Source organism: Bradyrhizobium ottawaense (assembly GCF_002278135.3).
Lineage (GTDB): Bacteria > Pseudomonadota > Alphaproteobacteria > Rhizobiales > Xanthobacteraceae > Bradyrhizobium > Bradyrhizobium ottawaense.
The window spans coordinates 2574475-2599604 of sequence record NZ_CP029425.2; the positions used below are offsets into that span (position 1 = coordinate 2574475).

Sequence of the window (25130 nt, forward strand, 5' to 3'; positions counted from 1 at the left end):
GCTGACCTGTTGCTGGCTGGCGCCAGGCCTTGCGGCATGTGACTATACCACGAGGGAGGCTGCCATCGTGGCTCCCGTCGAGCCACCGGGTGGGGACCCGGTGCAGGAGCCGACCGACGTCAAGTACTACCCGTCGGACGAGCCTGTGCGGCTGGGCCTGGAGCATTACAATCGCGGCAGTTACGGACTCTCGCAGCGCTATTTCAAGGACGCCGTCGAGAAATCACCCAAGGACGTCACGGCCTGGATTGGCCTCGCAGCGAGCTACGACAAGCTGCGTCGTTTCGACCTGGCCGATCAGGCCTATGCCCAAGCGATCCGGCTGGGAGGCGAAACCGTTCAGATCCTGAATGACCAGGGATATTCGTACATGCTGCGCGGCAATCTGAATGCGGCGCGACGGAAGTTCGAGAAGGCTTATTCGCTCGATCCGGGTAATCCGGTCATCGCCAATAACCTCGAGCTTCTCAATGGCAGCCGGCGGTTCATTGAAAGACCACCCAACAACCAGCCATAAGTGCTCGACCGGCTACCGCGATCGCGACCAGTTCTCGTTAATTTGGCCCAATCACAGCATCAGCGTGACGGCTGCCGCTGCGGATGATGACAACAAGGCCATTGCGAACGGTAAATCGCGCGCCGAGCAGTTTCCGCACCTTCTCCGTGATCGGAGAGGGAAAGGGAACGGTCTCTCCCGCGACGGGATCGCCGACTTTTATCGTCTCAGTCGCGGGGCCTGCAACTGGTACAGGCTTGATATAGTCTCGGATAAGCTGAATCTCTTCACGTGACAGGATGAGCGGAGCCTGGTCAGGCTGGGTCTCCGACGGCGGCTTGGTTGTTCCACTGCTTGCCTTTTCACGTATCTCATTGGTGCTTGCGATCTGATCGAGCCTGGCTACGCGTAGCTTGAGCGCGATGATGTCACGTTGCAGTGCTGCGATCTCCAATTTGCGCGCGTTGACCTGCATGAAGACAATGATCGCGCAAACGCAGCTCACGACGAAGCCGACGCTCAGCAGTGCGATCAACCACCGCTCAAAGTTTCCCATCGACCCTCCGGTCGTCCGGGGGAGTCGATCGCGCTGGAGATGGCGCCGCCAGATGCGACGTCCTCGGTCGATCCAATCGGTAGAGCCCGTTACGCCGGTCGCCGCCTGGCCCGACCCAAAATGCGCGGGCGAGGTGGCTTCCTCTCGGTCCGGATCAACTGACGACGTTAGATTCTCGGGGACGCGATCCCCCGTAGCCAGATGAGCGGCAGGGTGGAAGGGATCCATCTGCTTATCGAGCCGGCCCATCTCCGCTCTCCATGCCGCCATCTATCAACGCAGTTCCGCCGACGCGGCTAGAACAGGGTACCCGAGGATTCGATCAATCGGAACGGAAAAGGCTCCAGGCCCCCGGCGTGAGCCGCTCTAAGGGTAGCTTCAAGAGATCGGGCACCAACTGGATGCCAAGGTTCACCCGCGCGGATGCCGACCACGAGGACGGTAGCCGGTGAGGCGAGGATTGCCGGATGCAAGGGACACCTCCGAAGCCTGCCTAGACTGCATTGCGGTCGGGCGAATTCGGCTGACGGCTTGACTTGAAGGCTGCCTTCGCACGCTCACGCAGGCGCTGGAAAACCACGTAGAGCATCGGCACCATGAATATTCCGATCGAGCTTGCGGCCAGCATGCCGGCGAAGACGGCCGTGCCGACGGCGCGCCGGCTGAGGGCGGCTGCGCCGGTCGCGATCACGAGCGGCAAGAGGCCCAGGATGAAGGCCGCCGAGGTCATCATGACGGCGCGAAAGCGCATATGTGCGCCCTGGATCGCGGCCTCGTCGAGCGGCACACCGGCCTCGCGTTGCTCCTTGGCGAACTCGACGATCAGGATGCCGTTCTTGGCGGCAAGCGCGATCAGGACGACGAGGCCGATCTGGCCGTAGAGGTCGAGATTGAGGCCAGCGATCTTGATGCCGAGATAGGATCCGAGCACGCCGACGACGACCGAGAGCAGCACGGGGATCGGGATCACGGTGCTTTCATAGAGCGCGACCAGGAACAGATAGGCGAAGAGGACGGCGAGCATGAGCACGATGCCGGTCTGGCCGGCCGCCTGCTGTTCCTGGTAGGCGGTGCCGGTCCACGCGAAACCGTAACCCGACGGCAGAACATCCTCCGAGATCTGCGTCATGGCGGCGATCGCGGCCCCGGAGGAGATGTCCGATGCCGGGCTGCCGTTGACGGTCACCGAACGATAGTTGTTGTAGCGGGTGATGACCTGCGGCCCGGTCACGATCTTGAGGCCGGCGAGGGATCGCAGCGGCACCATCTCGCCCGAGCTGTTACGCACATGGATGCGCCAGACATCGGACGTATCGCCGCGATCGAGTGCTTCACCCTGCAGATTGACCTGCCAGGTGCGACCGAACAGGTTGAAGTTGTTGACGTAGATGCCGCCAAGCGTGGCCTGGAGCGCAGTGAAGATGTCGTTGACCGTGACGCCCAGCGCCTGGGCCTTGCGGCGGTCAATATCGAGATAGAGCGATGGATTGGTCGCCGTGAATGTCGAGAACACGCGCGCGAGCCGAGGATCGGCATTGGCCGCGCCGATCAACGCGTTCGTGACGCTGGAGATCGCGGCCGGAGCCTGACCTTCCAGGGCCTGCAATTGATATTCGAAGCCACCGCCGGTGGAGAGCCCGATGATCGGCGGCAGGTTGAACGGCAGCACGTTGGCTTGCCGGATCTGCGCGCCGGCGGCGAAGGTCTTGGCGATCAGCGCCTGTGCGGAATCCGTTGCCGTCTTGCGGTCGGCGAACGGCTTCAGTCGCGCCACCACCAGCGCACTGTTCGGCTCGGAAGCTCCGTCGAGTAGCGAAAAGCCGATCACCGCGAGGACGTGATCGACGGCCGGCATCTGTTTCAAGATGTCCTCGATCTGCCGGGTGATCTCGCTGGTCCGAGCTACCGATGCGCCGTCCGGCAGCTGAACCGAGGTGAAGAAGGCGCCCTGGTCCTCCTCGGGCAGGAAGCCCGTCGGGGTCACCAGCGACAGGCCGAAGATTGCTGCGGCAAAGGCGGCCACCAGGAGAAGCGACAAGGCTGCCATGCGCACGAGCCGGCGGACCGCGCCGCTGTAACGATCCCGCACCCAGTCGATGCCGGTGAGGATGCGGCCGATGATGCCGCGACGCCGTCCTGTGTGACGCAGCAACAGCGCGCAGAGGGCCGGCGACAGCGTCAGGGCATTCAATGCCGAGATCATCATGGCGGCGCTGATCGTCACCGCGAATTGGCGGAACAGCGTGCCCGAGATGCCGGGAATGAAAGCGATCGGCACGAACACCGAGAGCAGCACCAGCGTGATCGCGACGATCGGCGCGGTGATCTGGCTCATGGCTTTCTTGCTGGCCGCGGCCGAAGACAGATCAGGCTCCTCCGCCATGACACGCTCGACATTCTCGACCACGACAATGGCGTCGTCGACCACGATGCCGATCGCGAGCACCATTGCGAGCAGGGATACGGTGTTGGCGGAATAGCCGAGCGCGAGCAGAACGGCGAAGGTGCCTACGAGGCTTACCGGGACTGCGACGGCCGGAATCGCGGTGGCCCGCATGTTTCCGAGAAACAGATAGACCACGATCACAACCAGGACGAAGGCCTCGCCCAAAGTCCACAGCACCTCCATGATCGTGTCCCGGACGAAGGTCGTGGAGTCGTATTGCACGAGATAACCGAGCCCTGCCGGAAACCGGCCGGACAGCCGCTGCATCGTGTCCGCGACCGCGCGCGCGGTGGTCACCGCGTTGGCGCCGGGGGCGAGGTAGATCGCAATCGGAACGGCAGCTCGCCCGTCGATCCGGGCTTCGCTGTCGAGATTTTGCGCGCCCAGCTCGACGCGGGCGACGTCCCTGACCAGCAGCGAGGATCCGTCCCGATCGGCGCGCAGCACGATGTTGGCGAATTGATCGGCGGTGGCGAGGCGGCCCATCGTCTGCACGTTGAACTGGAACTGCTGATCGTCGCTGATCGGCCGCGCGCCAATGCGGCCGACGGGAGCCTGGACGCTCTGTGCGCGAATGGCGGCGACCACGTCCGAGGGGGTCAGGTTGAGGCTGGTGAGGCGCTGCGTATCGAACCAGATCCGCATCGAATAATTCATCTTGGCGAACAGATTGGCCTGGCCGACGCCCGGCGTGCTCGCAATCGCGTCCAGCACGTTGATGATGGCATAATTGGTGATGAAGAGCGGGTCCTGCCGACCATCTGCACTGTAGAGCACCAGGAACTGCAGGATCGAAGAGGATCGCTTCTGGACGGTCACGCCCTGCTGTTGCACTTCCGTGGGCAATTGCGACAATGCGCTCTGGACGCGATTATTGACGTTGACCGTGTTGATGTCGGGATTGGTGCCGAGCGCGAACGAAACCGTCAGCGTGTAGCTGCCGTCGTTGCCGCTGGTCGACTTCATATAGAGCGCGCGGTCGACGCCGACCACCTGCGCCTCCAACGGCTGTGCGACGCTGCTCTCCACGACCTCGGCGGAGGCGCCGGGAAAGTTCGCGGCTACGGTGACTTGCGGCGGCACGATATCGGGAAACTGCGCCACCGGGATCTGCGTGAGCGCCAGTGCGCCGGCGATGGTGATGACAAAGGCGATCACCATCGAAAGACGCGGCCGGTCGACGAAGACGCTCGATATCATTGGCTGCCGCCCTTGGGGGTTCGGGGCAGGGGAGCGCGCGCCCCTTGCGGAGCCGCCTCGCCGGTTGAATCCTTCATGCTCGACAAGATCAGTGGACTTGCCGGCTCTGGAGAGATGGTTTGTCCGGCGCGAACACGCTGCAAACCTTCCGCGATCACCTTGTCACCGGCCGTCAATCCGCTGATGACGGCAGCGATCGTGGGAGTCGATTGCCCGAGCTGAATGCGCCGCTGCTCCGCCTTGTCGTTTGCGCCGACGACGAGAACGTAGTCGCCGCGCTGGTCGGACAGCACTGCTGAGCGCGGGATCGCCAGCACCTCGATAGGCTGGACTCCTTCGAGGACGACGGTGACGAATTCGCCGTTGGTGAGCTCGTGGACGGTAACGCCCGCCGCCGAGGGAGCGCGCAGGATCGGGTTGGCGATCTCTCCGCGCACCGTGATCGTGTCGGTGTTCTGCGCGATGGTGTTGTCGACGAAATTCAGCTTGCCGGATTGCCCATACATGCGCCCGTCGGGCAGCCGCAATCGGATCGTCACCGCTTCGAGGCCGCCTTGGGGGCCGTAGCGTTCGCGCAACTCGAGCCCCTGGCGCAGCGGCACCGGGAACGTGACATACATTGGATCCTGGCTGACGATCGTGGTCAGCACGCCCGAATTCGGACTGACGATGTTGCCTTCCGTCACGGCCGTGCGTCCGATCTTGCCGTCGATCGGCGCGCTGATGATGGTGTAGTCGAGGTTGATCTGCGAGGCCTGGACCTGCGCCTGTGCAGCTTTGACTTGCGCCTCGAGGCTGCGCTGGCTCGCGAGCGCGGCATCGTAGGTCGATTGCTGCCCGGCCGGTCCGCCAAGCAGGGTGCGGGCGCGCTCGGTGGTCAATTTGGCATTCTCGAGCGTCGCTTCGAGCTGTGCTACCTGCGCCTGCTTGGCGGCGACATCCGCCTCGAACGGGCCGCGTTCGAGCCGGTAAAGCTGCTCGCCTTTCCTGATTTCCGCGCCCTCGGTGAACAGCCGCTGCTCCAGAAAAGCGGTGACGCGAGCGGCAATATTTACCTGGTTGATGGCCTCGATCCGGCCGAGAAACTCACTGCTCTCGGTGATCGGCCGCTGCGCCGCTTCGACGACGCCGACGGCAGGTGCGGGTGGAGCTGGCTGCGGCCGCGCGGGTTCGCCGGCCAACAATGTCACGAGGCTCGCCGCCAGCAGTCCGAGCCGGACGTCAGCAAGGTTCATCGTCCGCTCCCTGCACCAGGCTCGGAACTGCCGGCGTCAGGCCTCCGCGATTCGACCAGCTGAGCTAGTCCCGCGCGGTTCGGTTACTGCGCGCCGGCTCGTCGTAGCCCTTGCGATGGCTATAGAACATCAGCGCGATCAGGCCGCAGCCGAGCACCAGAACGAGGATCGCAGCCGCCGCCAGCACGATGTTCCCGTATGGCGGCATCGAGGGCGTCGCCCTCCAGACTGACACGCAGAACCAGCTCGCGCCGAGGAAAAGCACTGCCAGCACGGCGACGAGGAGCCATTGGTTCTTGTTGCGTACCATTTCCTCATCCCCTTCGGACTACCAGCGCCATCCGCAATGACGGCGCCCACGATGCCACCAACAAACCCAGCGGCGGCGTCGGCGCGGTCGCGGGCCCCAGCCAGGACGAGACGGGCCCCAGCCGGGTCGCGGCGGAGGTCCCCATTGCACCGGGATGGCGCGATCTTCCGGTGCCCGGCCGGCCCGAGAGAGATCGGGATCGACCGGCATTGCGTCCGCAACACCGATGAGGTGCGCGCCGGACGCTCCGATCGCGGCGGCGGCAATAGCGTTCATCGCAAGGCTGAGGAAGACGCGGCGACTGGGAGCATCCATGGTTGTTCTCTCCTCTGTTATCCGGTCGTTCGCACCGATTGCAGCGCATAGAGCAGCCATGCCAGGCCATGGGCAATCAGGTCGACGCCCAACAAGAAGCCGAGAGCCCAAGCGCTGATGGTGGGGAAGCCGAACAGGACCAGCACGCCGGCGATCACCGCGAAGACGCCCGAGATCAGCATCATCCATCCGTTTTGCCGCCAATAGGCAAAGCTCAGCACGCATCGAATGACACCCGAAGCGAACAGCACCGCGCCGAGGAAATAGGTCAGGATCAGTGCGCCCGAGACCGGCTGGGTGAGCAGCACGACACCGAAGGCGAGGTAGAGCGCGCCGAGCACGACTTGCCAAAGGAACCCGCCCCATCCCTTGGTCCAGAAGGCGTGGGCAATCTCGAATGCGCCGGCGGCGATCGCGATGAGCCCGATGAGCTTGACACTGACGACGGTGGCGAAGGCAAGGTCGCCGAGCGCGAGCAGGCCGGCGGCGATCAGGACGACGCCGAGGAGTGCACAAACCCACAGCGGCGGAGCAACCACGGCATCGAGACTCCCGCGACTGTCATACACTGTCATGCGATCCTCCTGGGCGGTTACGGCCCGATCGAGCATGCATCGGATCCTAACGTCGAACACCCGACGCCGACATCGGACGAAACCCTGAGCGGCGGGGCGGGAATGTTCTCATCCTCTCCCTGCGCGGACCGGCATCAAGAGCAGACCGAACCGCGGGACCGAGACGGCGGGATCAGAGACCGCCTCGCGGTCCCAATGTCAGATGAGTCACGCCAGCCGCGAGATTGAGCCCGATCGAGCGTTCGACCGAGATCGGCTGCAGCATCACGCTCCTCCGCGAGCCGCCGACCAGGACGTTGGCGCCGAGGCCGGGACCGAATGCAAAATTGCCGCTCGCGCCGACATAACTGCCGCGCAACGTGCCGGGGCCTATCCGCGAGTTCCTGGCGAAGACGGCCCAGGATAGAGCGCCGGCGCTGGTCACACCGATATCAACGCCGACGCGCCGTATCCGTCCCTCGTAGACGTACTGCCGGGGCGGGCGCAGCGCGTTGAACACGCAACGCAGCGCCTGCGTCGATCCAAGCACCAGTCCGACGCGTGGCTCCGAGGAGCACAGGAGCCTGCCGACCCTGAATCTCTCGGCTTGCGCGGGCGAGGTGACGGCGCAAAGAACGACGGATGCGCCGATGGCGGCAAGATATCTCAACGCTTGCATTCAATCCTCCCGTTGGCTCGTGATGTCCCTGGCGGCGCTCTGCGAGGGGCTGCCGTCCTGGCGCCACCAGAACGAGATGGCGAGGCCAATCAGCAGCACCGCCCCGAGCAGGAAGAAGAAGATGGATTGCTTCAGCCAGGATATCGCCGGAACGGCGGCGCCCATCGCAAGGCCAAGGAAGGCGATCTGCAACGACAGCAGGCTCAGGCCCGCAAGGAACGTGCCGAGCGCGAGCAACGTCAGCAGGACGAGTCCCGTTGCAGGGGTCGGAAGCAATTGCTGCACGCCGGAGACCAGCATGATGTTCATCGTGATCAGGACCGCGATCCAGTGCAGGGCCTGCGTCCAGATCAGCCGGATCTGGCCCTCCTTGCCCTCTATCTCCGGCCACTTGGTGACAACGCAGACCACGCCGATGGCGAGCGCCAGGAACTCCCAATAGCCGGTCAACGGCTGGTGCGAGACGTTGGTGTAGGCAACGCCGACGATGGCGAGCAGCAGCGCGACGACATAGGGAAGTTGCTGCCACAGGAAACGGGCCGTTGTCGAACGCGCCGGGGCATCATTCGAATGCGCTTCGAACTCGCTCATGGCTGCTCACTCGCAATCGATCGTGGCTTGGGTCCGCCACCCAGATAGTCCTCGACATAAAACCTGACGATCGCAACCCGACCGATCGCAACCAGCGGCATCGCGACCGCTACGCCCATGACGCCGAACTGAGCGCCGAGAAGGACGATCGCAACCAGTGTCCACGCCGGAGGGGTCTCGACCGCCTGGCGCTGGATCAGTGGGCCGATCACGTAGCCCTCGATCGACTGGATGATGGTGTACACGGCGACCGCCCAGATCAGGAGCGATGCGCCGAGCGGCATCGCGACGAGCGCGATCGGGATCGCGGCAACGATCGGCCCGAGATAGGGAATGAAGTTCGACAGACCGGCTTGAAGTCCGAGCACGAAGGGACCGGGCAGCCCGATGAGATAGAGCGCGAGCCACACGCACAACGTCATCAGCATGATGCGGATCAATTGTCCGACGAACCACAGCCGCATGACGTTGCCCATCTCGTCCATCACGGCGCGCGCACGGGCGCGATGGGAATGCCTGACCAGCGCGATCACGCTTTCGCGGTGGCCGGTGGGATCGAAAGCGAAGAGAATGCCGAGGAACAGGATCACCAGCACGGCGGTCAAGAGGCTCGACGCTCCGCCGAGCAGAAACTGAGCGTGGCTGAAGAACCGGCCCTGATCGGCGAACAGCCATTGTGCAAAGTCGCGGCCCCATTCCGGGCCGAGCAGGTCCACGCCATACGACAGCAGGTGTTCCTGGAGCAGATCAACCTGCGCATCCATCACTTTCAGAAGCAGGCGTGTCTGTTCCGGCAACTTGCGCGCGCCCCAGGCGAGGCCGAAACAAGAGAGCGCGGACAGAAGCAAGACAACGAGCGTCAACCGCCAGGCTCGTTTGAGTGGAAGGACCGGCGCCAAAGCTCGCGCCAATGCGTCCAGGAAGGCGGCGAACAGCACCCCGGCAAAGACAATCAGAAGGCTGGAGACCATTTGCCAGATCAGGAATAAAGCGACGCCGGCGGCGAGGAGGGTGAGACCGACGGCTAGCAGGCTTGGCCGTCCGGCTTCTCCGGGCTCGTCGGCAGCGTTCTCATGCCGGGGGAGCTCTCGGTATTCTTCGGAGCGCATGCCGGATCCGCTGTCAGGTTGATCCATTGAAGGGGCCACTACGATGTCTCAGGTGCGAAGGCGGCGGCTGCCATAATGCGGGTGTCTGCCGCCGCGATGACGCCAGTACCGGTGCTTTGTCGGGTTGGTGTTGGTGTTCGGGGGCGCCTCCTTTTTGGATGTGGCGGTCCCGATCTGCTTTGCCATCGCCGCGCTGTCGTCTTTCGATTGCGCGAGCGTGACGGTGGGCGGCGCCGCGACGGCCAGCAACCCGGCAAGGAGCAAGCTGCAACGCGTGATCGTCATGTTCATGTTCGCTTCCCTACAATCAAAGACGCTGGGTCAGATCGAAATGGCACCGACGGCGAGCCCATAGACTCCACCGGCCGCCGCGATTGCGACCGCCGCAAACAGGATGGCTTCGGTTCTCGTGAATGTGCTTTCCTTGCGCTCGCGTTTGGCCATCAGGAACAGCAAGGTTCCGGGCGCGTAGAGGATCGAGGACAGCAGGAGAAACTTTGGTCCGCCGGCGTAGATCATCGCGGCGGCGTAGAGCGTCGCAACGGCGGCGCGGATCCAATCGGTCGTGCGGGCGCGCTCGCCGGCGTAATAGGTCTCGCCGGTCGATGCGAGCTTGAGGCCGTAGGCCGCGACGAGAACGTAGGGAATCAGCGTCATCGCGCTCGTCATCTTCAGTGCGAGCGTGAAGGCATATTCGGCGAACCAGCTGACGAGCAGAAACGCCTGGATCACACAGTTGGTCAGCCAGAGCGCACCGACAGGAACCTTGTTCGCATTCTCACGCGCGAGAAAGGACGGCATCGTGTGGTGCATCGCCGCCGAATGCAGGATCTCCGCGGCGAGCAGCGACCAGGACAGATAGTTGCCGAGGATCGAGATCAACAGGGCCAGGCTGATGAACACGCTGCCCCAGCGCCCGACCATTGATTCCATCACGCCTGCCATCGACGGCGTCGAAAGATCCGCCAGCTCGCTCCGCGGCAACACGCCGTAGGACAGCAGCGTCACCAGGACGAGCAGGCAGAGAACGCTCAAGAAGCCCACCACCGTCGCAATGCCGATGTCGGCGCGATTCCTGGCGTAGCGCGAATAGACGCTCGCGCCCTCGACGCCGACGAACACGAATACGGTAAGCAGCATCGTAGAGCGCACCTGGCTCAGCACCTGCTGGAGATTGGGCGGCTCAGTTCCCCAGAAATTCTGCACCAACAGGTCGCGATCGAGGACGAACGCGGCCACGACGATGAACAGGAGTATCGGAACGATCTTTGCGAAGGTTGCAATCGTGTTGAGCCTGGCCGCGCCCCTGATGCCCCGCAGCACGAGAAAGTGCACACTCCACAAAAGCAGTGTCGCCGATGCAATGGCCGTCGGCGTCGTGCCGTCGCCAAAGATCGGAAAGAACTGCCCGAGTGTGGCCTTGATCAGAATGAGACAGGCGACGTCGGCAAGACAGCAGCCGATCCAGTAGCCGGCCGCCGACGCGAATCCGATGTAGTCGCCGAATCCGGCCTTGGCGTAGGCATAAATGCCGGCATCCAGCTCCGGTTTGCGCTGCGACAGCGACTGGAAAACGAGCGCCAGCATGAGCATGCCCGTCCCTGCGATGATCCATGCGATGATCGCACCGAAGGCGCCGGTGGCACGCCCGAAGGCCGCAGGCAGGGCGAAGATGCCGGATCCCACCATCGATCCGATCACAAGCGCGATCAACGCGTTGCGCGAAAGCTCTTGATTGGCCTCGTTCGACGAAGACGCCATGACGGAGAATGGTCTCCCAATCCGCAACGCGGCGATGGTCGCATCTGCCGACCGCCCCCTGCGGACGACCTTAGAAGTGTCTGCCACATGCGCACATCAGGGATTCTCTGTAGGTGGTGCGGGCAGAAAAATCAGCCGCCGCCCGGGGCTCCGCATGCCGTCTGCGGCGGGCTGGCCACAAGCACGACGCTGCCGCGGCAGAATTCACCGGCCTTGGCGAGCTCGGCGGCAAGGCGTCTGGCGTGCAGGATGGCTGCATCCTGATCTCGGCAGTCCTGTCCGATCCCGTCGGGAAAGAGGCCGTATCTGTCGGCGATGTGAAAGAAGAAGCGCATGGCATGGGTTAGATCGCGACCCGCGCCGGCTTCCAAGTGACAAAGCCGTAAGGAGCATACGCCAAAGGGCTTAGACGTCGTTCCAAGCTCTCGCATCGGTAATGTGCGGCATCTCTGCGATGCCCGCTGTTGCGACAGAGGGTAATTTCCACGGGCGGCATTCGGGTGATTGTCCGATGCCTTTCCGGAAGCCCGAGGATTAGCGTCGTCGCCCCGGCGAAGTCCAGAGGAGGCGGATGTGTCAAATTTCGATCAGAACCTGGCGGCGGCAGAGTCGGCTGGCGGCGCGTCTGCGGTGGACGCTGGCCTGCATGAATATATGCTGCGCATCTACGCACACATGGCCGCGGGCGTCGGCTTGACCGCCGTCGTGGCCTGGCTGACCTATCAGCTCACCGGCCCGGCGCTGCTGCAGAGCCCATTGATGTGGGTCTTCATTCTGGCGCCGCTGGGGCTGGTTTTCTTCATCGGCTCGCGCATCAATACGCTGTCCGTGTCGACGGCGCGGCTGCTGTTCTTCCTCTACGCCGCCTTGGTCGGCGTATCGCTCTCGACGTTGTTCCACATCTACACGAACTCGTCGATTGCCCGGGTCTTCTTCATTGCGGCCGCGAGTTTCGGAGCGCTCAGCGCCTTCGGGTATACGACGCGACGCGATCTCTCCGGGCTGGGCACGTTCCTGTTCATGGGGTTGATCGGCGTCATCATCGCAAGCCTGATCAACATCTTTCTGTCCTCGAGCGCACTTGACTGGCTGATCTCGATCGTTGGCGTCGGCGTATTTGCCGGGCTTACGGCCTACGACACGCAGCGTATCAAGGCGATGTACGACAGCGCGGATGACCATACCGCTGCGGGTCGCAAGTCGGTCATCGCGGCGCTGTCGCTCTATCTGAACTTCATCAACCTCTTCATGATGCTGCTGCGGCTTGCGGGCGGCCGGCGCTGAGACAGGGAGGAACGGCGGCTTCAGGCCGCCGGCCGCTCTACTGCACTCGTCAGCGCATCGCGGAGGAGTTTTTCCTTCGTCTCGTCGAGTGACGTCTTGAGCACGACGCCGCCAGCGCTCTTGATCTCGTTGATCACCTTGTCCGCCGTCATGTGCTTGATCAGGACGAACAAGGCCGCGTTGCCGGGCTGGAGGCTGGTCGACAAGCTCTTCATGAAGGCGTCGTCGATGCCGAAGTCCGAGAGCGCGCCGCCGAGCGCGCCGGACGCGGCGCCCACCGCGACTCCGAGGATTGGGTTCAGGAACAGGACGCCGATGAGAAGGCCCCAGAAGCTTCCCGTCATTGCGCCCATCGCAGTGGTATTGACGAGTTGATTGAGCTTGATGCCGCCCGCGTCCGTCTTCACGGCAATCACGGCGTCGCTGATTGTGATCAGATATTCCTTCTGCAGCTTGAATAGCTGCTGGCGCACTTCTTCTGCCTTTGCTTCCGACGGATACACGATCGCGACAAGATCGGACATTGACACCTCCCGTTGATCCAAATGCGAACCGGAGCAGTCGAAGCTACCGTGCAAGGAGACCTGCCGCGATTGGAGGAAACCCCGGACGTTGGCGGAGGAATGTCCCGATGGGGCAGGGACGGTTGCGGCATTCAGGCCGAATCCGGGTGGCGTACGACAACCAACAGCGCGTCATTTACGCCGCCCGGCCGATATCGGACTGAGCGCTGCCGTCAGCGGCGGCGATTTTGCACGCAGGTGCCCTGCCGTCCGCTCACCGATGCGCGGCATTGGGAACGGGTCTCATACATGCAGTTGAGCATTCCCTTGATCTTCGAGCACCATGCCAGATCCTGCGCTTGTACGGGCGTCGACGGGCCCATCGCGCTGAGCGCAATGAAGACGGCGGCGGACAGCAAAGCCAGCTTTCTCATGTCGATCCTCCTAAGGTCGTGTGAATCATTCGGAGCCTGAGCGGCCGGTTCCCTTGCCACCTGCTGCTTTGGCGAGAGCGCCGCGGCGGGAGCAGGTGCAGCCTTAATGCACCGCTTGCGGCGTCCCCGGTATCGGGTGATTGCCTGACGTTGCCCTGGGAATCTTCTGACCGCTGCCGGAAGGTTCTCCGGACCACGATTGCATCGGTGATCGCTCAGTAGATTTACCGATGGAAGGGAGATGATCTATCGACAAGATCGTCGGTGGAGCAGTTGACCGATGATCATGTCATGCCGATGCGGCCGCTGAATATCGCGCTTGTCGCAGCGGTCGCCACGCTGCTGGTTGCCGCTTGTGAAAGGGACCCGGTGGAGGATACGTCCCCGGCGCCACGTCCGGTTCGCACGACCACCGTCGAGAAGCGCGAGCAGCTGACGCCGTTCACGTTCACCGGGCGCATCGAGGCGGAGGACGAGGTAAGCATTGCATTTCGAATCGGCGGGCGGCTGCTTTCGAACAGCACCCGGCTTGGTGATCGCGTCCAGGCCGGCCAGCTTCTGGCGCAACTGGAATCGCAGAACGAAGCGAACGCGCTACGCCAGGCGCAGGCGGCGCTTGCTGCTGCGCAAGGCCAGCTCATTCAGGCCCGCAATCATTTCGAGCGTCAGCAGACGCTGCTGGCGCAGGGCTGGACCACCCGCGCCAACTTCGAAGCCGCGACGCAGGCGCAGCAGACCGCCCAATCGCAGCTCGATATGGCCGAAGCCCAGTTGAGCGCCGCCCACGATCAAGTCGGCTTTACCGAGCTGCGCGCCGATGCGCCGGGCAAGGTCACCGAAACCGGCCCCGCCGCCGGCGAGGTCGTCCAGGCCGGACAGACGATCGCGAAGATCGCTCGCCAGGACGGTCGCGATGCGATCTTCGATGTGCCCGCCCAACTGGTGAGAGCGGCGCCTGCCGATCTGCAGGTCACGGTCGCGCTCACGGACGATCCGGCAGTGACAGCGCAAGGGCGCGTCCGGCAGGTCGCCGCCCAGGCCAACCCGGTCACGCGGACCTTCGAGGTCAAGGTGGGCCTTACCGATCCGCCGGCTGCGATGCGGCTCGGGGCGACCGTGGTCGGGCGCGCCGAGGCGAGCTCCGGACCGATGATCGGCATTCCCGCAACCGCGCTGACCAGGATGAATCAACAGCCGGCCGTCTGGGTCCTCGATCCCTCGGCCAATACGGTCTCAGCGCGGAACGTCGACGTGCTGCGGTTCGACCAGGCGCAGGTGATCGTCGCGCAAGGGCTTGATGCCGGCGAGATCGTCGTGACTGCAGGCGTTCAGGCACTTCATCCAGGCCAGAAGGTGCGCGTGCTCGGGTCGGGGCGATGAGTGGATTCAACCTTTCGGAATGGGCACTGGGGCGACGCTCGCTGGTCGTCTACCTCATGCTGATAGCGGTGGCCGCCGGCGTCCTGTCATATTTCCGGCTGGGCCGGAACGAGGATCCCGCCTTCACGATCCGGACCATGGTCGTTCATGCCGTCTGGCCAGGGGCGACGGCCGACAAGACGATGAAGCAGCTGACGGAGCGCCTCGAGCGCCAATTGCAGGAGACCCCGCATCTGGATTTCCTGCGCAGCTTCACCCGGCCGGGCCTCACGACCATCTTCGTGAACCTCAAGGGAAGCGCCAATGCGCGGGATGTCTCCGATACCTGGTACCACGTACGGAAGACGATCGGCGACATTCGCCATACGCTGCCTGCCGGTGTCGTCGGGCCGTTCTTCGACGACGATTTCGGCGACACCTTTGGCATCGTCTACGGCTTCACCAGCGACGGCTTTGCGCAACGCGAGCTGCGTGACCGGGTCGAGGCGATCCGTTCGCAGCTCCTGGCTGTACCGGATGTCGCGAAGATCGAGCTGCTGGGCGCACAGGAGGAAGTGATCTTCGTCGAGTTCTCCAAGCAGGAGCTTGCAAATCTCGGCGTCGATCGCACGGCCCTGATCGCGGCGTTGCGGGCGCAGAACATCGTGATGCCGGCGGGAACGATTCAGACCGGCACCGAGCGGATATCGCTGCGGGTGTCGGGCAGCTTCCTGTCCGAGCAGGACATTGCCGATATCAACTTCGCCGCCGGCGGTCGCATGCTGCGCCTGAGCGACCTTGCGATGGTGCGGCGGGGTTACGCCGATCCACCCCAGCCACTGTTCCGGATCAATGGCCGTCCGGCGATTGGGCTTGCCATTGCCATGCGCGATGGCGGCGACATCCTCGCGCTGGGCAGGAACGTCAAGGCGGAGATGGTGCGGATCACCGCTGATCTGCCGATCGGGATCGAGCCGAGCCTGGTGGCCGACCAGGCCGTCGTCGTGGGCAAGGCGGTCGGCGAGTTCATGACCTCGTTGTTGCAGGCGATCGCCATCATTCTGGTCGTGAGCTTCATCAGCCTCGGCGTTCGTCCGGGCCTGATCATCGCGCTGGCGATCCCGCTCACGCTTGCGATCGTGTTCCCGGTCATGGCGGTCCTTCAGATCGACATGCAGCGCATATCGCTCGGAGCCCTGATCATTGCGCTTGCCCTGCTGGTCGATGACGCCATGACGACAACGGACGCCACGCTCATTCGCCTGGCGTTGGGCGACAGCAAGGTCGAGGCCGCCAGCTACGCGTTTCGGACCCACGCGCTTGCCATGCTTGCGGGGACGCTCGTGACAATCGCGGGCTTCATTCCAGTCGGCTTTGCCGCCAGCGCCGCGAGCGAATACACGTTCTCGCTGTTCGCAGTGGTCGCGATCGCGCTGCTGGCGTCCTGGTTCGTCGCGGTGATCTTCGCGCCACTGCTCGGCGTTGCCATCCTTGTCCCGCCAACGCAGAAGGGCGCTACGACTCCCGGACGGGTGTTCCGGCTGTATCGACGATTCCTGATATCGGCGATCCGCGCCAAGTGGTTGACCCTCGGTGGGACGGCCGCGCTGTTCGCCGCCTCCGTGCTCGCGCTGCCGCTCGTTCCGCAACAGTTCTTTCCGTCCTCCGATCGGCCGGAACTGCTGGTCGATCTCAGCCTGCCGCAGAATGCATCGATTTTTGCCAGCGAAACCGCGGCAAAGCGTCTGGACAAGATGCTCACGGGCGATCCCGATGTCGCGCATTGGAGCACCAATGTCGGGCGCGGTGCGATCCGGTTCTATCTGCCGCTCAGCGTCGAATTGCCGAACGACTTCTTCACGCAGGCGGTCGTCGTCGCCAGAGACATGGGGGCGCGTGAGCGGCTCCACGGCAAGCTGGAACGATTCCTCGCCGACGAGTTTCCGAACGCGATCTCGTCGGTGTCTCCGCTCGGCCTCGGTCCCCCGGTCGGATGGCCACTGCAGTATCGCGTCAGCGGTCCGGACGTCGAGCGGGTGCGCGACATCGCGCTCGAGGTCGCACGGATCGTCGGGGCCGATCCGGCCGCCAAGAGCGTGAATTTCGACTGGATGGAGCCCGATCGCCAGGTGCGGATTCGCGTCAACCAGGACGAGGCCCGCCTTCTCGGCCTCAGTTCGCAGACGATTTCCACCGTTCTGAACACCGTGATATCCGGCACGCCGGTCACGCAGGTGCGGGACGATATCTACCTGGTCGATGTGGTGGTCCGCGCAACCGACGAACAGCGCGTCTCGCTGGCGAGCTTGCGCACGTTGCAGATGCCGATCGCGGGCAGGCGAACCGTTCCACTGAGCCAGTTTGCATCGTTCGAGTATGATCAGGAGTTTCCTCTGATCTGGCGACGAGATCGCGTGCACACGCTCACGGTTCGGGCCGCCATTGCCGACCGCGTGCTGCCGGAGACGGTCGTCAACAGGCAGGCCGCGGCCATGGCAAAGCTGAAGGCGGCGCTGCCGGCTTCATACCGCGTCGTGGTCGGCGGCACGGTGGAGGAAAGCCGGAATTCGCAGGCGTCCGTCATGGCGGTGGTGCCTGTGATGCTGTTCGTCATGTTCACGGTCCTGATGGCCCAGTTGCAGAGCTTTCCGCGATTGTTGATGGTCGTCAGTGTTGCGCCGCTCGGTCTGATCGGCGTCGTCGCAGCGCTGCTGTTGTCGGGCCGGCCGTTGGGCTTCGTCGCCATTCTCGGTGTGCTTGCGCTGCTCGGCATGATCAGCAAGAACGCGGTCATCCTGATCGGTCAGATCGAGGCGGAGCGTTCACTGGGGAAGGGGCCCTGGCTGGCCGCGGTGGACGCCAGCAGTTCCCGCTTTCGTCCAATCATGCTGACGGCCATCTCCACCGTTCTCGGCATGATCCCGATTGCTCCGACGGTGTTCTGGGGGCCAATGGCCTTTGCGATCATGGGCGGCCTGCTGGTTGCGACCGGTCTGACCCTGGTCTTCCTGCCGACACTGTATGTCGCCTGGTTCGGCGGAAAGGAGCAGGCCGAAGCGTCCGGCTCTTCGTCCGCGGCCTGAGAGCGCGTGGGCGGTGAGGGTAATCCCGGACCTCGACTAGGTAATCACCTGATTGGCCATGCGTGCCCCACGGCGCATCGTCCGGGTCGCAGCGAGCGAAGCGGCCGCAACGCCAACCATCACTCGCGGTTCGAGGCCTTCACATGAGCGCGACGCCGTCGATCCAGAAGCTCTCGCTGTTTGCTCTGACGGCCATGGTGGTCGGCTCCATGGTCGGTTCCGGCATCTTCTCACTGCCGCGCACATTCGGCATCGCAACCGGTCCATTCGGCGCCATCTTAGCCTGGTGCATCGCCGGCGGTGGCATGTACACGCTGGCGCGCGTGTTTCAGTCGTTGGCGGAGCGAAAGCCTGAACTCGATGCTGGTGTCTACGCCTATGCGAAAGCAGGTTTCGGCGATTATCCCGGCTTCTTGTCGGCGCTTGGATATTGGATGGGAAGCTGCATTGGCAACGTGTCGTATTGGGTCCTGATCAAGTCGACCTTGGGCGCGTTCTTTCCTGTGTTTGGTGACGGCAATACCGTCATCGCGATCATCGTTGCCTCGATCGGGATCTGGCTTTTCCACTTCATGATCCTGCGTGGCGTGCAACAGGCCGCCGCGATCAACACCATCGTGACCATTGCCAAGATCGTGCCGATCCTGGTCTTTATCGTCATCCTGATCTTCGCCTTCAAGGCCGACCAGTTCCGCGACAATTTCTGGGGCGGCGAGGGCATGCCGGACAAGGGCCTCTTCGAGCAGATCCGCGCGACCATGCTGGTCACGGTGTTCGTGTTCCTCGGGATCGAGGGCGCCAGCGTCTATTCCCGCTATGCCAAGGAGCGATCCCATGTCGGCGCGGCGACGATCATCGGCTTTGTGATGGTGACCAGCCTGATGGTGCTCGTCACCATGCTGCCCTACGCCGTGCTGCCGCGTCCCGACATCGCCGACATGCGTCAGCCGTCCATGGCAGCGGTGCTGGAGGCCGTGGTGGGACATTGGGGCGCGGTCTTCGTCAGCATCGGACTTCTGGTTTCGGTGCTCGGGGCTTATCTCGCCTGGAGCTTGATCTGCACCGAAGTTCTTTCGGCCGCGGGCCGCACCAGGGATATGCCGGCCCTGTTCGGCACCGAGAACGAGAACAAGGTCCCGGCGGCGGCGCTGTGGCTGACCAACATCGTCGTCCAGCTCTTCGTCATCAGCACCTACTGGTCGCGGGACGCTTTCTCGCTGATGCTCAATCTGACGAGCGTCATGAATTTGATCCCGTTTTTCCTGGTCGCAGCCTACGGGCTCCTGCTGGTCAAGCGGGGCGAGACCTATGAGAAGCGTCCGGACGAGCGTCGAAGCGGGCTGGTCTTTACCGGAATTGCGCTGATCTACACGCTCTTCCTGATCTATGCGGCCGGAATGAAATATCTGCTGCTGTCGGCCATCCTCTACGCGCCCGGCACGGCACTGTATTTGTGGGCACGCCTCGAGCAAAAGGCGAGAGTCTTCACCTTCGTCGAGTGGATCATCTTCATTGTCGTTGCGATCGGCGCGGTCATCGGCATTCATGGCCTGGCCACCGGCTACATCACGATCTGAACGGAGCGGTTCCGGAGATAGGCCCCATGACAAAGCAGACATCGGATGCAGGGATTCCCTTCGGTGTTCATTCGGAAGTCGGCCAGCTGCGCAAGGTGCTGGTCTGTTCGCCGGGGCGGGCTCATCAACGTCTGACGCCGACGAACTGCGACACCTTGCTGTTCGATGACGTCCTATGGGTCGACAATGCCAAGCGCGATCATTTCGATTTCGTGCAGAAGATGCGTGACCGCGGTATCGAAGTCGTCGAGATGCACAATCTCCTCGCCGACACGGTCGCCATTCCGGAGGCGAGGACGTGGATTCTCGACAACCAGGTAATCCCCAATCAGGTCGGCCTCGGCCTGATCGACGAGCTGCGCGGCTATTTGGAAAGTCTCAAGCCGCGCGAGCTGGCGGAGACGCTGATCGGCGGATTGTCGACCCAGGACTTTCCCGAAGCCCGCGGCGGCGAGACGCTCAGGCTCATCCGCGAAGCGGCCGGCATGACCGAGTATCTCCTGCCGCCGCTTCCCAACACCCTGTACACGCGCGATACGACCTGCTGGATCTACGGGGGGGTTACGCTGAATTCGCTGTTCTGGCCGGCGCGCCACGAAGAGCCTATCCTCGCCGCCGCGATCTATAAGTTCCATCCGGATTTCGCCGGCAAGGTCAATGTCTGGTGGGGCGATCCGACACAGGATCACGGCCTTGCGACGCTCGAGGGCGGCGACGTGATGCCGATCGGAAAAGGCAACGTGCTGATCGGATTGAGCGAGCGCACCTCGCGGCAGGCCATCAGCCAGCTCGCCGCCGCCCTGTTCAAGAAGAAGGCGGCCGAGCGCGTGATCGTGGCCGCCATGCCCAAGCTCCGAGCGGCGATGCATCTGGATACGGTCTTCACGTTCGCCGATCGCGATTGCGTGCTGCTTTATCCGGACATCGTCAACAATATCGCGGCATTTTCCTACCGTCCGGCCGACAGCTCCGCAGGCGTCGAACTGCGCAAGGATGAAAAGCCCTTCGTCGAGGTCGTCGCAGAGGCGCTTGGGCTGAAGAAGCTGCGCGTGGTCGAGACAGGCGGAAATGCCTATATGCGCGAGCGAACCCAGTGGGATAGCGGCGCCAATCTCGTCTGCGCATCCCCGGGCGTCGTGTTTGCCTATGACCGCAACACCTACACCAACACGCTGCTGCGCAAGGAGGGCATCGAGGTCATCACCATCGTTGGCGCGGAACTCGGACGTGGTCGCGGCGGCGGTCATTGCATGACCTGTCCGATCATCAGGGACGCAGTCGACTATTAGGCCCGCAGCAGCGGCCCTTGCGGCTGTTTGCGAAACGATGATCGATCTCATCAACCCATGATTTAATCGAATAACATTAACACGCCACAATCGTGTCACAGCCTGACGCGAATCCCGATGCACGCGACAGCCATCGAGGGACGCCATGCGAAGGTCCAGAATTCTTCTGCCGATCTTTGGTCTGTTCGGCGCAAGCACGGCAGGCGCAGCCGACCTTGATGTCACCGAGTTCAAGACGATCGCGGCCCCTGTACCGTACACCTCCGCACCATTCTGGAGCGTCGTCGGTTCCATCGCGCCCACCTTCACCGACAACGCCCTGTTTACCCGGGACAACCGCAAGTCGGATGTTTACTACGTGCCCGACGTGAGCGTCCGGCTGGACGGGAACCTCAGCAATGACCTGTCGTACCGCCTCTATGCACGCGCGCAATATGAAGCGTTTTCGCGGGAGAAGGACGGCAACTTTGCCGTCGCGCGGATGGGCGGGCGCCTGACCCAAAACTGGGACGGCTGGCGTTTCTCCGCCATTTACGAGCATCGCTACGATTTTGACGGTATCTACCGCGACCTGGCCTTCACCTCGAACGATGTGATGGGCTCGGTTGCGCGTGACTTCCGCTTCGACAACGCGACGTTTTCGCCGTTGCTGCTCCTGACCTATCGATTTTCCGACCTGGCGGAGGCGCGCCGCTGGCGCTTCGACGCCGTGCTCGGTATCGAGGTCAAGCTCGATTCCAAATGGTCGATTGTCAGCACGCCACTGTTCGAGGCTTACTGGTTCACCGATGGGCTCAATAGCGGGCGGCGCGATCAGCTCTATTCGGCAGACGTCGGCCTGAAGTATAATTTTGCGAGCAATGTGTCGCTCACGACGACCGTGCTGTACGAGGCTCGAACGTCGAACGTACCGCTACGGCGATACAGGGACGTTCGCATCGGCCCTCGTCTGGATTTCGCATTCTGAGAGGTATCCGATCGATGCACGCAAGAGGCTTGTCGCTGTTGATCGGCATTGTTGTGGGCATAGCGGCGGTATCCCTTGCCGCCGCCGATCCACGCGATGCCGTCGATCGAAGCCAGCGTCTTGATACCGATGCGCTTCGGGACGATGCTGCGACGAACCGTTTGACGCTGCCATCGCATCCCCTGCAGATTGCGCCACCTCCGACGGCTCCGAAAGCAAGGACGGAACGCAGGAGGAGGTCCGGCGCAAATGGTGGCGGCAGCCGCTAGCGCCTCGCTACGTTGGTAGGCATGGCCGCCTATCGGCGCGGGAGTTCGCTGTCTCGGAATTCCGCATTTTTAATCTCTGTTGCGCCAAATTCGAGCGCTTGCGCAGGACACGAACTGCTTCGCCGCGCAGACGCCGCGTCGCGAATTCGAGATTTTAATCCTAAGAAAATGCTACCTCTTGTTGTGGGGCGATTCCAAGGTGTATAATTGGATCGGCTCCAAGGCGCCGCGGGCCGGCGAGGGGACATGTCCCCGAACAGGCGAGCGGACACAGGTGATGCTGTTGTCAGCGTCGCGATGTCGCCGGAGAAGAGTGAGTGCGTATCGTGAAGGTACATGTCTCCCCCGCCAGCGAGTCGCATCGAACCGGCCTCGGGAACTGGCTGCGGACAGGTTCGGAACAATCGATCGAAGCGCTCTATTGGACGTTTTCGACTGATCTCCTCTTCGTCGTGCGCCCGTCTCCTGAAGGGCGCTTCGTCTATGAGGCGATCAATCCGGAGTTCGGGTCCCGGCTCGGTCTCTCGCCGGAGGACGTTTACGACATGGATGTGTTCGATTGCATGAACGCAGACGACGCTAGAATCGTCTGCCAGGCGCTGGGGGCGTGCGTTGCGGAAGGAGCGGAAATCAGGATCCGGCAGCGTCTCGCGTTCGGCGGCTCGCCCCGGAACGTCGAAACGGTAGTAACTCCGGTCGTTCAATCTTCGTGTGGTGGTGCGGTTCGCTTGATCGGCAGCCACCGCGCCCTGCGCAGCCGCGCGTTCGAGAGCGGGGTCGGACAGGGCAACGGGCTCGACGTGAACCTTGGCCTGGTATCGATCCAGGAAGGCATCCAGCAGCGGATAGCGTCCGATCTCCACGATTCGACCTGCCAGCACCTGATTGCCGCGAGTCTCGGTCTCATGCGGATCCGAAGCAGCATCGGCGAACCGGATTTGGCCGAGCGGCTCTGCGACGAAATCGATGCATCGATCGATGAAGCCCTCCGGGAAATCCGCGCCTTTGCCTATCTGCTGCATCCCCGGAACCTCGCCGGTGAGGGCCTGAAGGCTGCGATCGAGCGGTACGCGGAGGGATTTGCGGCGCGCACGTCGTTGCGCGCGAGTGTCAACATCGTGCCGGATGTGGATCGGTTGCCTTACGAGACGAAACGAACGTTGCTACGGGTCGTCCAGGAAGCGCTGACGAACGTCTTCCGTCATGCGAACGCGACCGAGGTGGCCATCGTTATCGACACCGCGGACGGCCGGTTTCACCTGACGCTCAGCGACAATGGACGTGGGCTCCCGCCGGGTTTCGGCAGGAGCGCGGTCTCTGTTGGTGTCGGAATTCCGGCGATGCAAGCACGGCTGCACGAGATCGGGGGTACGCTCGATATCCAATCCAGTCGCGCGCCCCGGCATGCCGGCACGGTGCTGTGTGCAGTATTTCCGTATGCTCCCTCGGCGAACAGGGCCAATCGCCGCGGGGCCACGACAAATGCAAGGGCCCGCGCAGGCGCACAATCAGCGAAAAAACACTAACTGCGGGGCGGCGGGCCGGGGTCACGGCCCATCGCCGATGCGGATTCGGAGTGCTCTGCCATGAAGCGAATTCTTATCGCGGACGATCATGAGGCGGTACGGTCGGGCTTGCGGGCGGTGCTCGAGCAACGGGTGGATTGGGAGGTGGTCGCCGAAGTGAATGACGGCGGCATGGCGGTAGCAGCCGCGATCGAAAGCCGGCCCCATGTCGCCATCGTCGATTTCTCGATGCCGCGCATGACCGGTGTCGAGGTGGCTCGGCGGATCAGAGAGTATCCGCTGCAGACTGAGGTGCTGATCTTCACGGTGCACAATTCGGGCTTGCTTGCCCAGCAAGCATTCGAGGCGGGCGCGCGTGCATTCCTGGTGAAGTCCGACGCCAACAAGCTGCTTGTCGCAGCTGTCGAAGCCTTGTTGCTGCACCGGCCGTTCTGGCCCCGGAAGACCGAACTCGACCATGCGCCGCGGACCAACGGCGAGCGGCATCACGAACTCACGGCCCGCGAGCAACTGGTCGTCAAGCTGGTCGCGGAGGGATACAGCAACAAGGGCATCAGTGCGATCCTCGACCTCAGCGTCAAGACCACCGAGGCCCATCGGGCAGCGGCGATGCGCAAGCTGGAGGTGAACTCGACGGCGGGGCTGGTCCGGTACGCCGTTCGGACCGGGCTGGTCGAGGCGTGAAACGGCGATATTAGCGAGCAATACGGGCGTCGGTACCTTCGCCGGGAGATATCAGGGTTTTGTGGGATAACGATTCCAGCCACGCTCCCTATGATCGTTCGACTGTGCTGCCGGTTTGCTGCCGGTATCGGCCCGGAAGCGCAAGGGTCGGCCAACGGGAACGACACGGTGAAACGCATCTTGATTGCGGATGATCATGAAGTTGTGCGTTCCGGGCTGCGTGCAATCATCGAAGCGCATTCCAGCTGGATCGTGAGCGGCGTGGCGACCGATGGCGAGCAGGCGGTCGCGCTGGCGCTCGAGACCAGGCCGGACATCGTGATCGTTGACTACTCCATGCCCGTCATGAACGGGTTGGAGGTCAGTCGCCGCCTCAAGGCACTCCACCTTGGCGCGCAGGTCCTGATCCTGACCATGCACGAGAGCGAAGAGCTTCTGACCGAAGCCATTCTGGCCGGGGTGCGCGGCTTTCTGTTCAAGTCAGACGCGCGCAAGCACCTCATCTCCGCCATCGAGGCCCTGCTCGACGGCAGGCCCTACTTCACCAGCATCCTGCTGGAGAGGCTGCTGCACGACTACCAGGGCAACAAGGAGAATCGGGCCGACATGCTGCTGACTTCACGCGAGCAGAGCGTGGTCCAGCTGATCGCGGAGGGGCATACCAACAGGTCGATCAGCTCCATCCTGAAACTGAGTGTGAAGACCGTCGAGACCCATCGCGCCTCGGCCATGCGCAAGCTCAGGATGTCGTCCACCGCTGAGCTCGTCCGCTACGCGATCCGCAAGAAGTTGGTCTTGCCCTGAACAGATGCTGACGTCGGCAGTCGCGAAAGGCGCCGGAGTTTGCGCCTCGACAAAGTGGTCGTGACTGCAACCGCTTACCTTTTCGGGTGCTGACACGGG

23 protein-coding genes are annotated in these 25130 nt (G+C 63.2%); 10 read left to right on the forward strand and 13 right to left on the reverse strand.

What is annotated here, in order from left to right; translation table 11 throughout:
* Positions 1-67: 67 nt before the first annotated feature.
* The gene (locus tag CIT37_RS12180) at positions 68-517 is read left to right on the forward strand and encodes a tetratricopeptide repeat protein (RefSeq protein ID WP_240536539.1); all 450 of its coding nucleotides are present in this window, start codon (positions 68-70) and stop codon (positions 515-517) included.
* A gap of 37 nt (positions 518-554) precedes the next feature.
* On the opposite strand, the gene CIT37_RS12185 is transcribed toward CIT37_RS12180, so the two are convergent.
* From CIT37_RS12185 to CIT37_RS40190, 11 genes are all read right to left on the reverse strand, one after another.
* Positions 555-1301, reverse strand: a complete 747-nt coding sequence (locus CIT37_RS12185) for a hypothetical protein (protein WP_028143803.1) — start codon at positions 1299-1301, stop codon at positions 555-557.
* A 244-nt stretch (positions 1302-1545) separates the two neighbouring features.
* Positions 1546-4698, reverse strand: a complete 3153-nt coding sequence (locus CIT37_RS12190; RefSeq protein WP_095426979.1) for an efflux RND transporter permease subunit — start codon at positions 4696-4698, stop codon at positions 1546-1548.
* Positions 4695-5933: an efflux RND transporter periplasmic adaptor subunit gene (locus CIT37_RS12195; protein ID WP_049806640.1), complete on the reverse strand. Its 1239-nt coding sequence runs from the start codon at positions 5931-5933 to the stop codon at positions 4695-4697. Before CIT37_RS12195 ends, CIT37_RS12190 begins: the two co-directional genes overlap by 4 nt.
* 64 nt (positions 5934-5997) lie before the next feature.
* Positions 5998-6243 carry a hypothetical protein gene (locus CIT37_RS12200; RefSeq protein ID WP_028143801.1) on the reverse strand — a complete coding sequence of 82 codons (246 nt, stop codon included), beginning with the start codon at positions 6241-6243 and terminating at the stop codon, positions 5998-6000.
* A 332-nt stretch (positions 6244-6575) separates the two neighbouring features.
* Positions 6576-7133 (reverse strand): HdeD family acid-resistance protein, encoded by a 558-nt coding sequence (locus CIT37_RS12205; protein WP_028143800.1) that lies wholly within the window; start codon positions 7131-7133, stop codon positions 6576-6578.
* A gap of 172 nt (positions 7134-7305) precedes the next feature.
* Entirely contained in the window at positions 7306-7791 is a 486-nt protein-coding gene (locus CIT37_RS12210; protein WP_028143799.1) for a DUF992 domain-containing protein, read from the reverse strand.
* Positions 7792-8382, reverse strand: a complete 591-nt coding sequence (locus tag CIT37_RS12215) for a hypothetical protein (protein WP_028143798.1) — start codon at positions 8380-8382, stop codon at positions 7792-7794.
* Positions 8379-9491 carry an AI-2E family transporter gene (locus tag CIT37_RS12220; RefSeq protein WP_095427035.1) on the reverse strand — a complete coding sequence of 371 codons (1113 nt, stop codon included), beginning with the start codon at positions 9489-9491 and terminating at the stop codon, positions 8379-8381. The genes CIT37_RS12215 and CIT37_RS12220 overlap by 4 nt, the downstream gene beginning before the upstream one ends.
* 48 nt (positions 9492-9539) lie before the next feature.
* The gene (locus tag CIT37_RS12225; RefSeq protein ID WP_038949682.1) at positions 9540-9782 is read right to left on the reverse strand and encodes a hypothetical protein; all 243 of its coding nucleotides are present in this window, start codon (positions 9780-9782) and stop codon (positions 9540-9542) included.
* Between the two features lie 30 nt (positions 9783-9812).
* A complete protein-coding gene (locus CIT37_RS12230) occupies positions 9813-11252 on the reverse strand; it encodes a basic amino acid/polyamine antiporter (RefSeq protein WP_038949681.1) in 1440 nt (479 codons plus the stop codon).
* A 131-nt stretch (positions 11253-11383) separates the two neighbouring features.
* Positions 11384-11683: a DUF6894 family protein gene (locus CIT37_RS40190; protein WP_414645265.1), complete on the reverse strand. Its 300-nt coding sequence runs from the start codon at positions 11681-11683 to the stop codon at positions 11384-11386.
* A 142-nt stretch (positions 11684-11825) separates the two neighbouring features.
* On the opposite strand from CIT37_RS40190, the gene CIT37_RS12240 reads away from it, so the two are divergent.
* On the forward strand, positions 11826-12536 hold the full coding sequence (locus CIT37_RS12240) for a Bax inhibitor-1/YccA family protein (RefSeq protein ID WP_095426980.1): 711 nt from the start codon (positions 11826-11828) through the stop codon (positions 12534-12536).
* A 20-nt stretch (positions 12537-12556) separates the two neighbouring features.
* On the opposite strand, the gene CIT37_RS12245 is transcribed toward CIT37_RS12240, so the two are convergent.
* Complete coding sequence (locus tag CIT37_RS12245; protein WP_028143792.1) at positions 12557-13060, reverse strand: DUF1269 domain-containing protein; 504 nt, start codon at positions 13058-13060, stop codon at positions 12557-12559.
* A gap of 212 nt (positions 13061-13272) precedes the next feature.
* Positions 13273-13473 (reverse strand): DUF3551 domain-containing protein, encoded by a 201-nt coding sequence (locus CIT37_RS12250; protein ID WP_095426981.1) that lies wholly within the window; start codon positions 13471-13473, stop codon positions 13273-13275.
* 273 nt (positions 13474-13746) lie between these two features.
* Between CIT37_RS12250 and CIT37_RS12255 the strand changes: the two genes are divergently transcribed.
* The 8 genes from CIT37_RS12255 to CIT37_RS12290 all read left to right on the forward strand — a co-directional run bounded on the left by CIT37_RS12255 (position 13747) and on the right by CIT37_RS12290 (position 25031).
* On the forward strand, positions 13747-14853 hold the full coding sequence (locus CIT37_RS12255; protein WP_095427036.1) for an efflux RND transporter periplasmic adaptor subunit: 1107 nt from the start codon (positions 13747-13749) through the stop codon (positions 14851-14853).
* Positions 14850-17915: an efflux RND transporter permease subunit gene (locus tag CIT37_RS12260; RefSeq protein WP_095426982.1), complete on the forward strand. Its 3066-nt coding sequence runs from the start codon at positions 14850-14852 to the stop codon at positions 17913-17915. The genes CIT37_RS12255 and CIT37_RS12260 overlap by 4 nt, the downstream gene beginning before the upstream one ends.
* 143 nt (positions 17916-18058) lie before the next feature.
* On the forward strand, positions 18059-19492 hold the full coding sequence (locus CIT37_RS12265) for a basic amino acid/polyamine antiporter (RefSeq protein WP_095426983.1): 1434 nt from the start codon (positions 18059-18061) through the stop codon (positions 19490-19492).
* Positions 19493-19518: 26 nt separating this feature from the next.
* Positions 19519-20781, forward strand: a complete 1263-nt coding sequence (gene arcA / locus CIT37_RS12270) for an arginine deiminase (protein WP_038949677.1) — start codon at positions 19519-19521, stop codon at positions 20779-20781.
* 145 nt (positions 20782-20926) lie between these two features.
* Complete coding sequence (locus tag CIT37_RS12275; RefSeq protein WP_095426984.1) at positions 20927-21748, forward strand: outer membrane beta-barrel protein; 822 nt, start codon at positions 20927-20929, stop codon at positions 21746-21748.
* A 586-nt stretch (positions 21749-22334) separates the two neighbouring features.
* Positions 22335-23543 carry a sensor histidine kinase gene (locus tag CIT37_RS12280; RefSeq protein ID WP_028143786.1) on the forward strand — a complete coding sequence of 403 codons (1209 nt, stop codon included), beginning with the start codon at positions 22335-22337 and terminating at the stop codon, positions 23541-23543.
* Between the two features lie 60 nt (positions 23544-23603).
* Positions 23604-24227 (forward strand): response regulator, encoded by a 624-nt coding sequence (locus CIT37_RS12285; protein ID WP_018318087.1) that lies wholly within the window; start codon positions 23604-23606, stop codon positions 24225-24227.
* Positions 24228-24395: 168 nt separating this feature from the next.
* Positions 24396-25031 carry a response regulator gene (locus tag CIT37_RS12290; RefSeq protein WP_028143785.1) on the forward strand — a complete coding sequence of 212 codons (636 nt, stop codon included), beginning with the start codon at positions 24396-24398 and terminating at the stop codon, positions 25029-25031.
* The last annotated feature ends 99 nt before the right edge of the window (positions 25032-25130 follow it).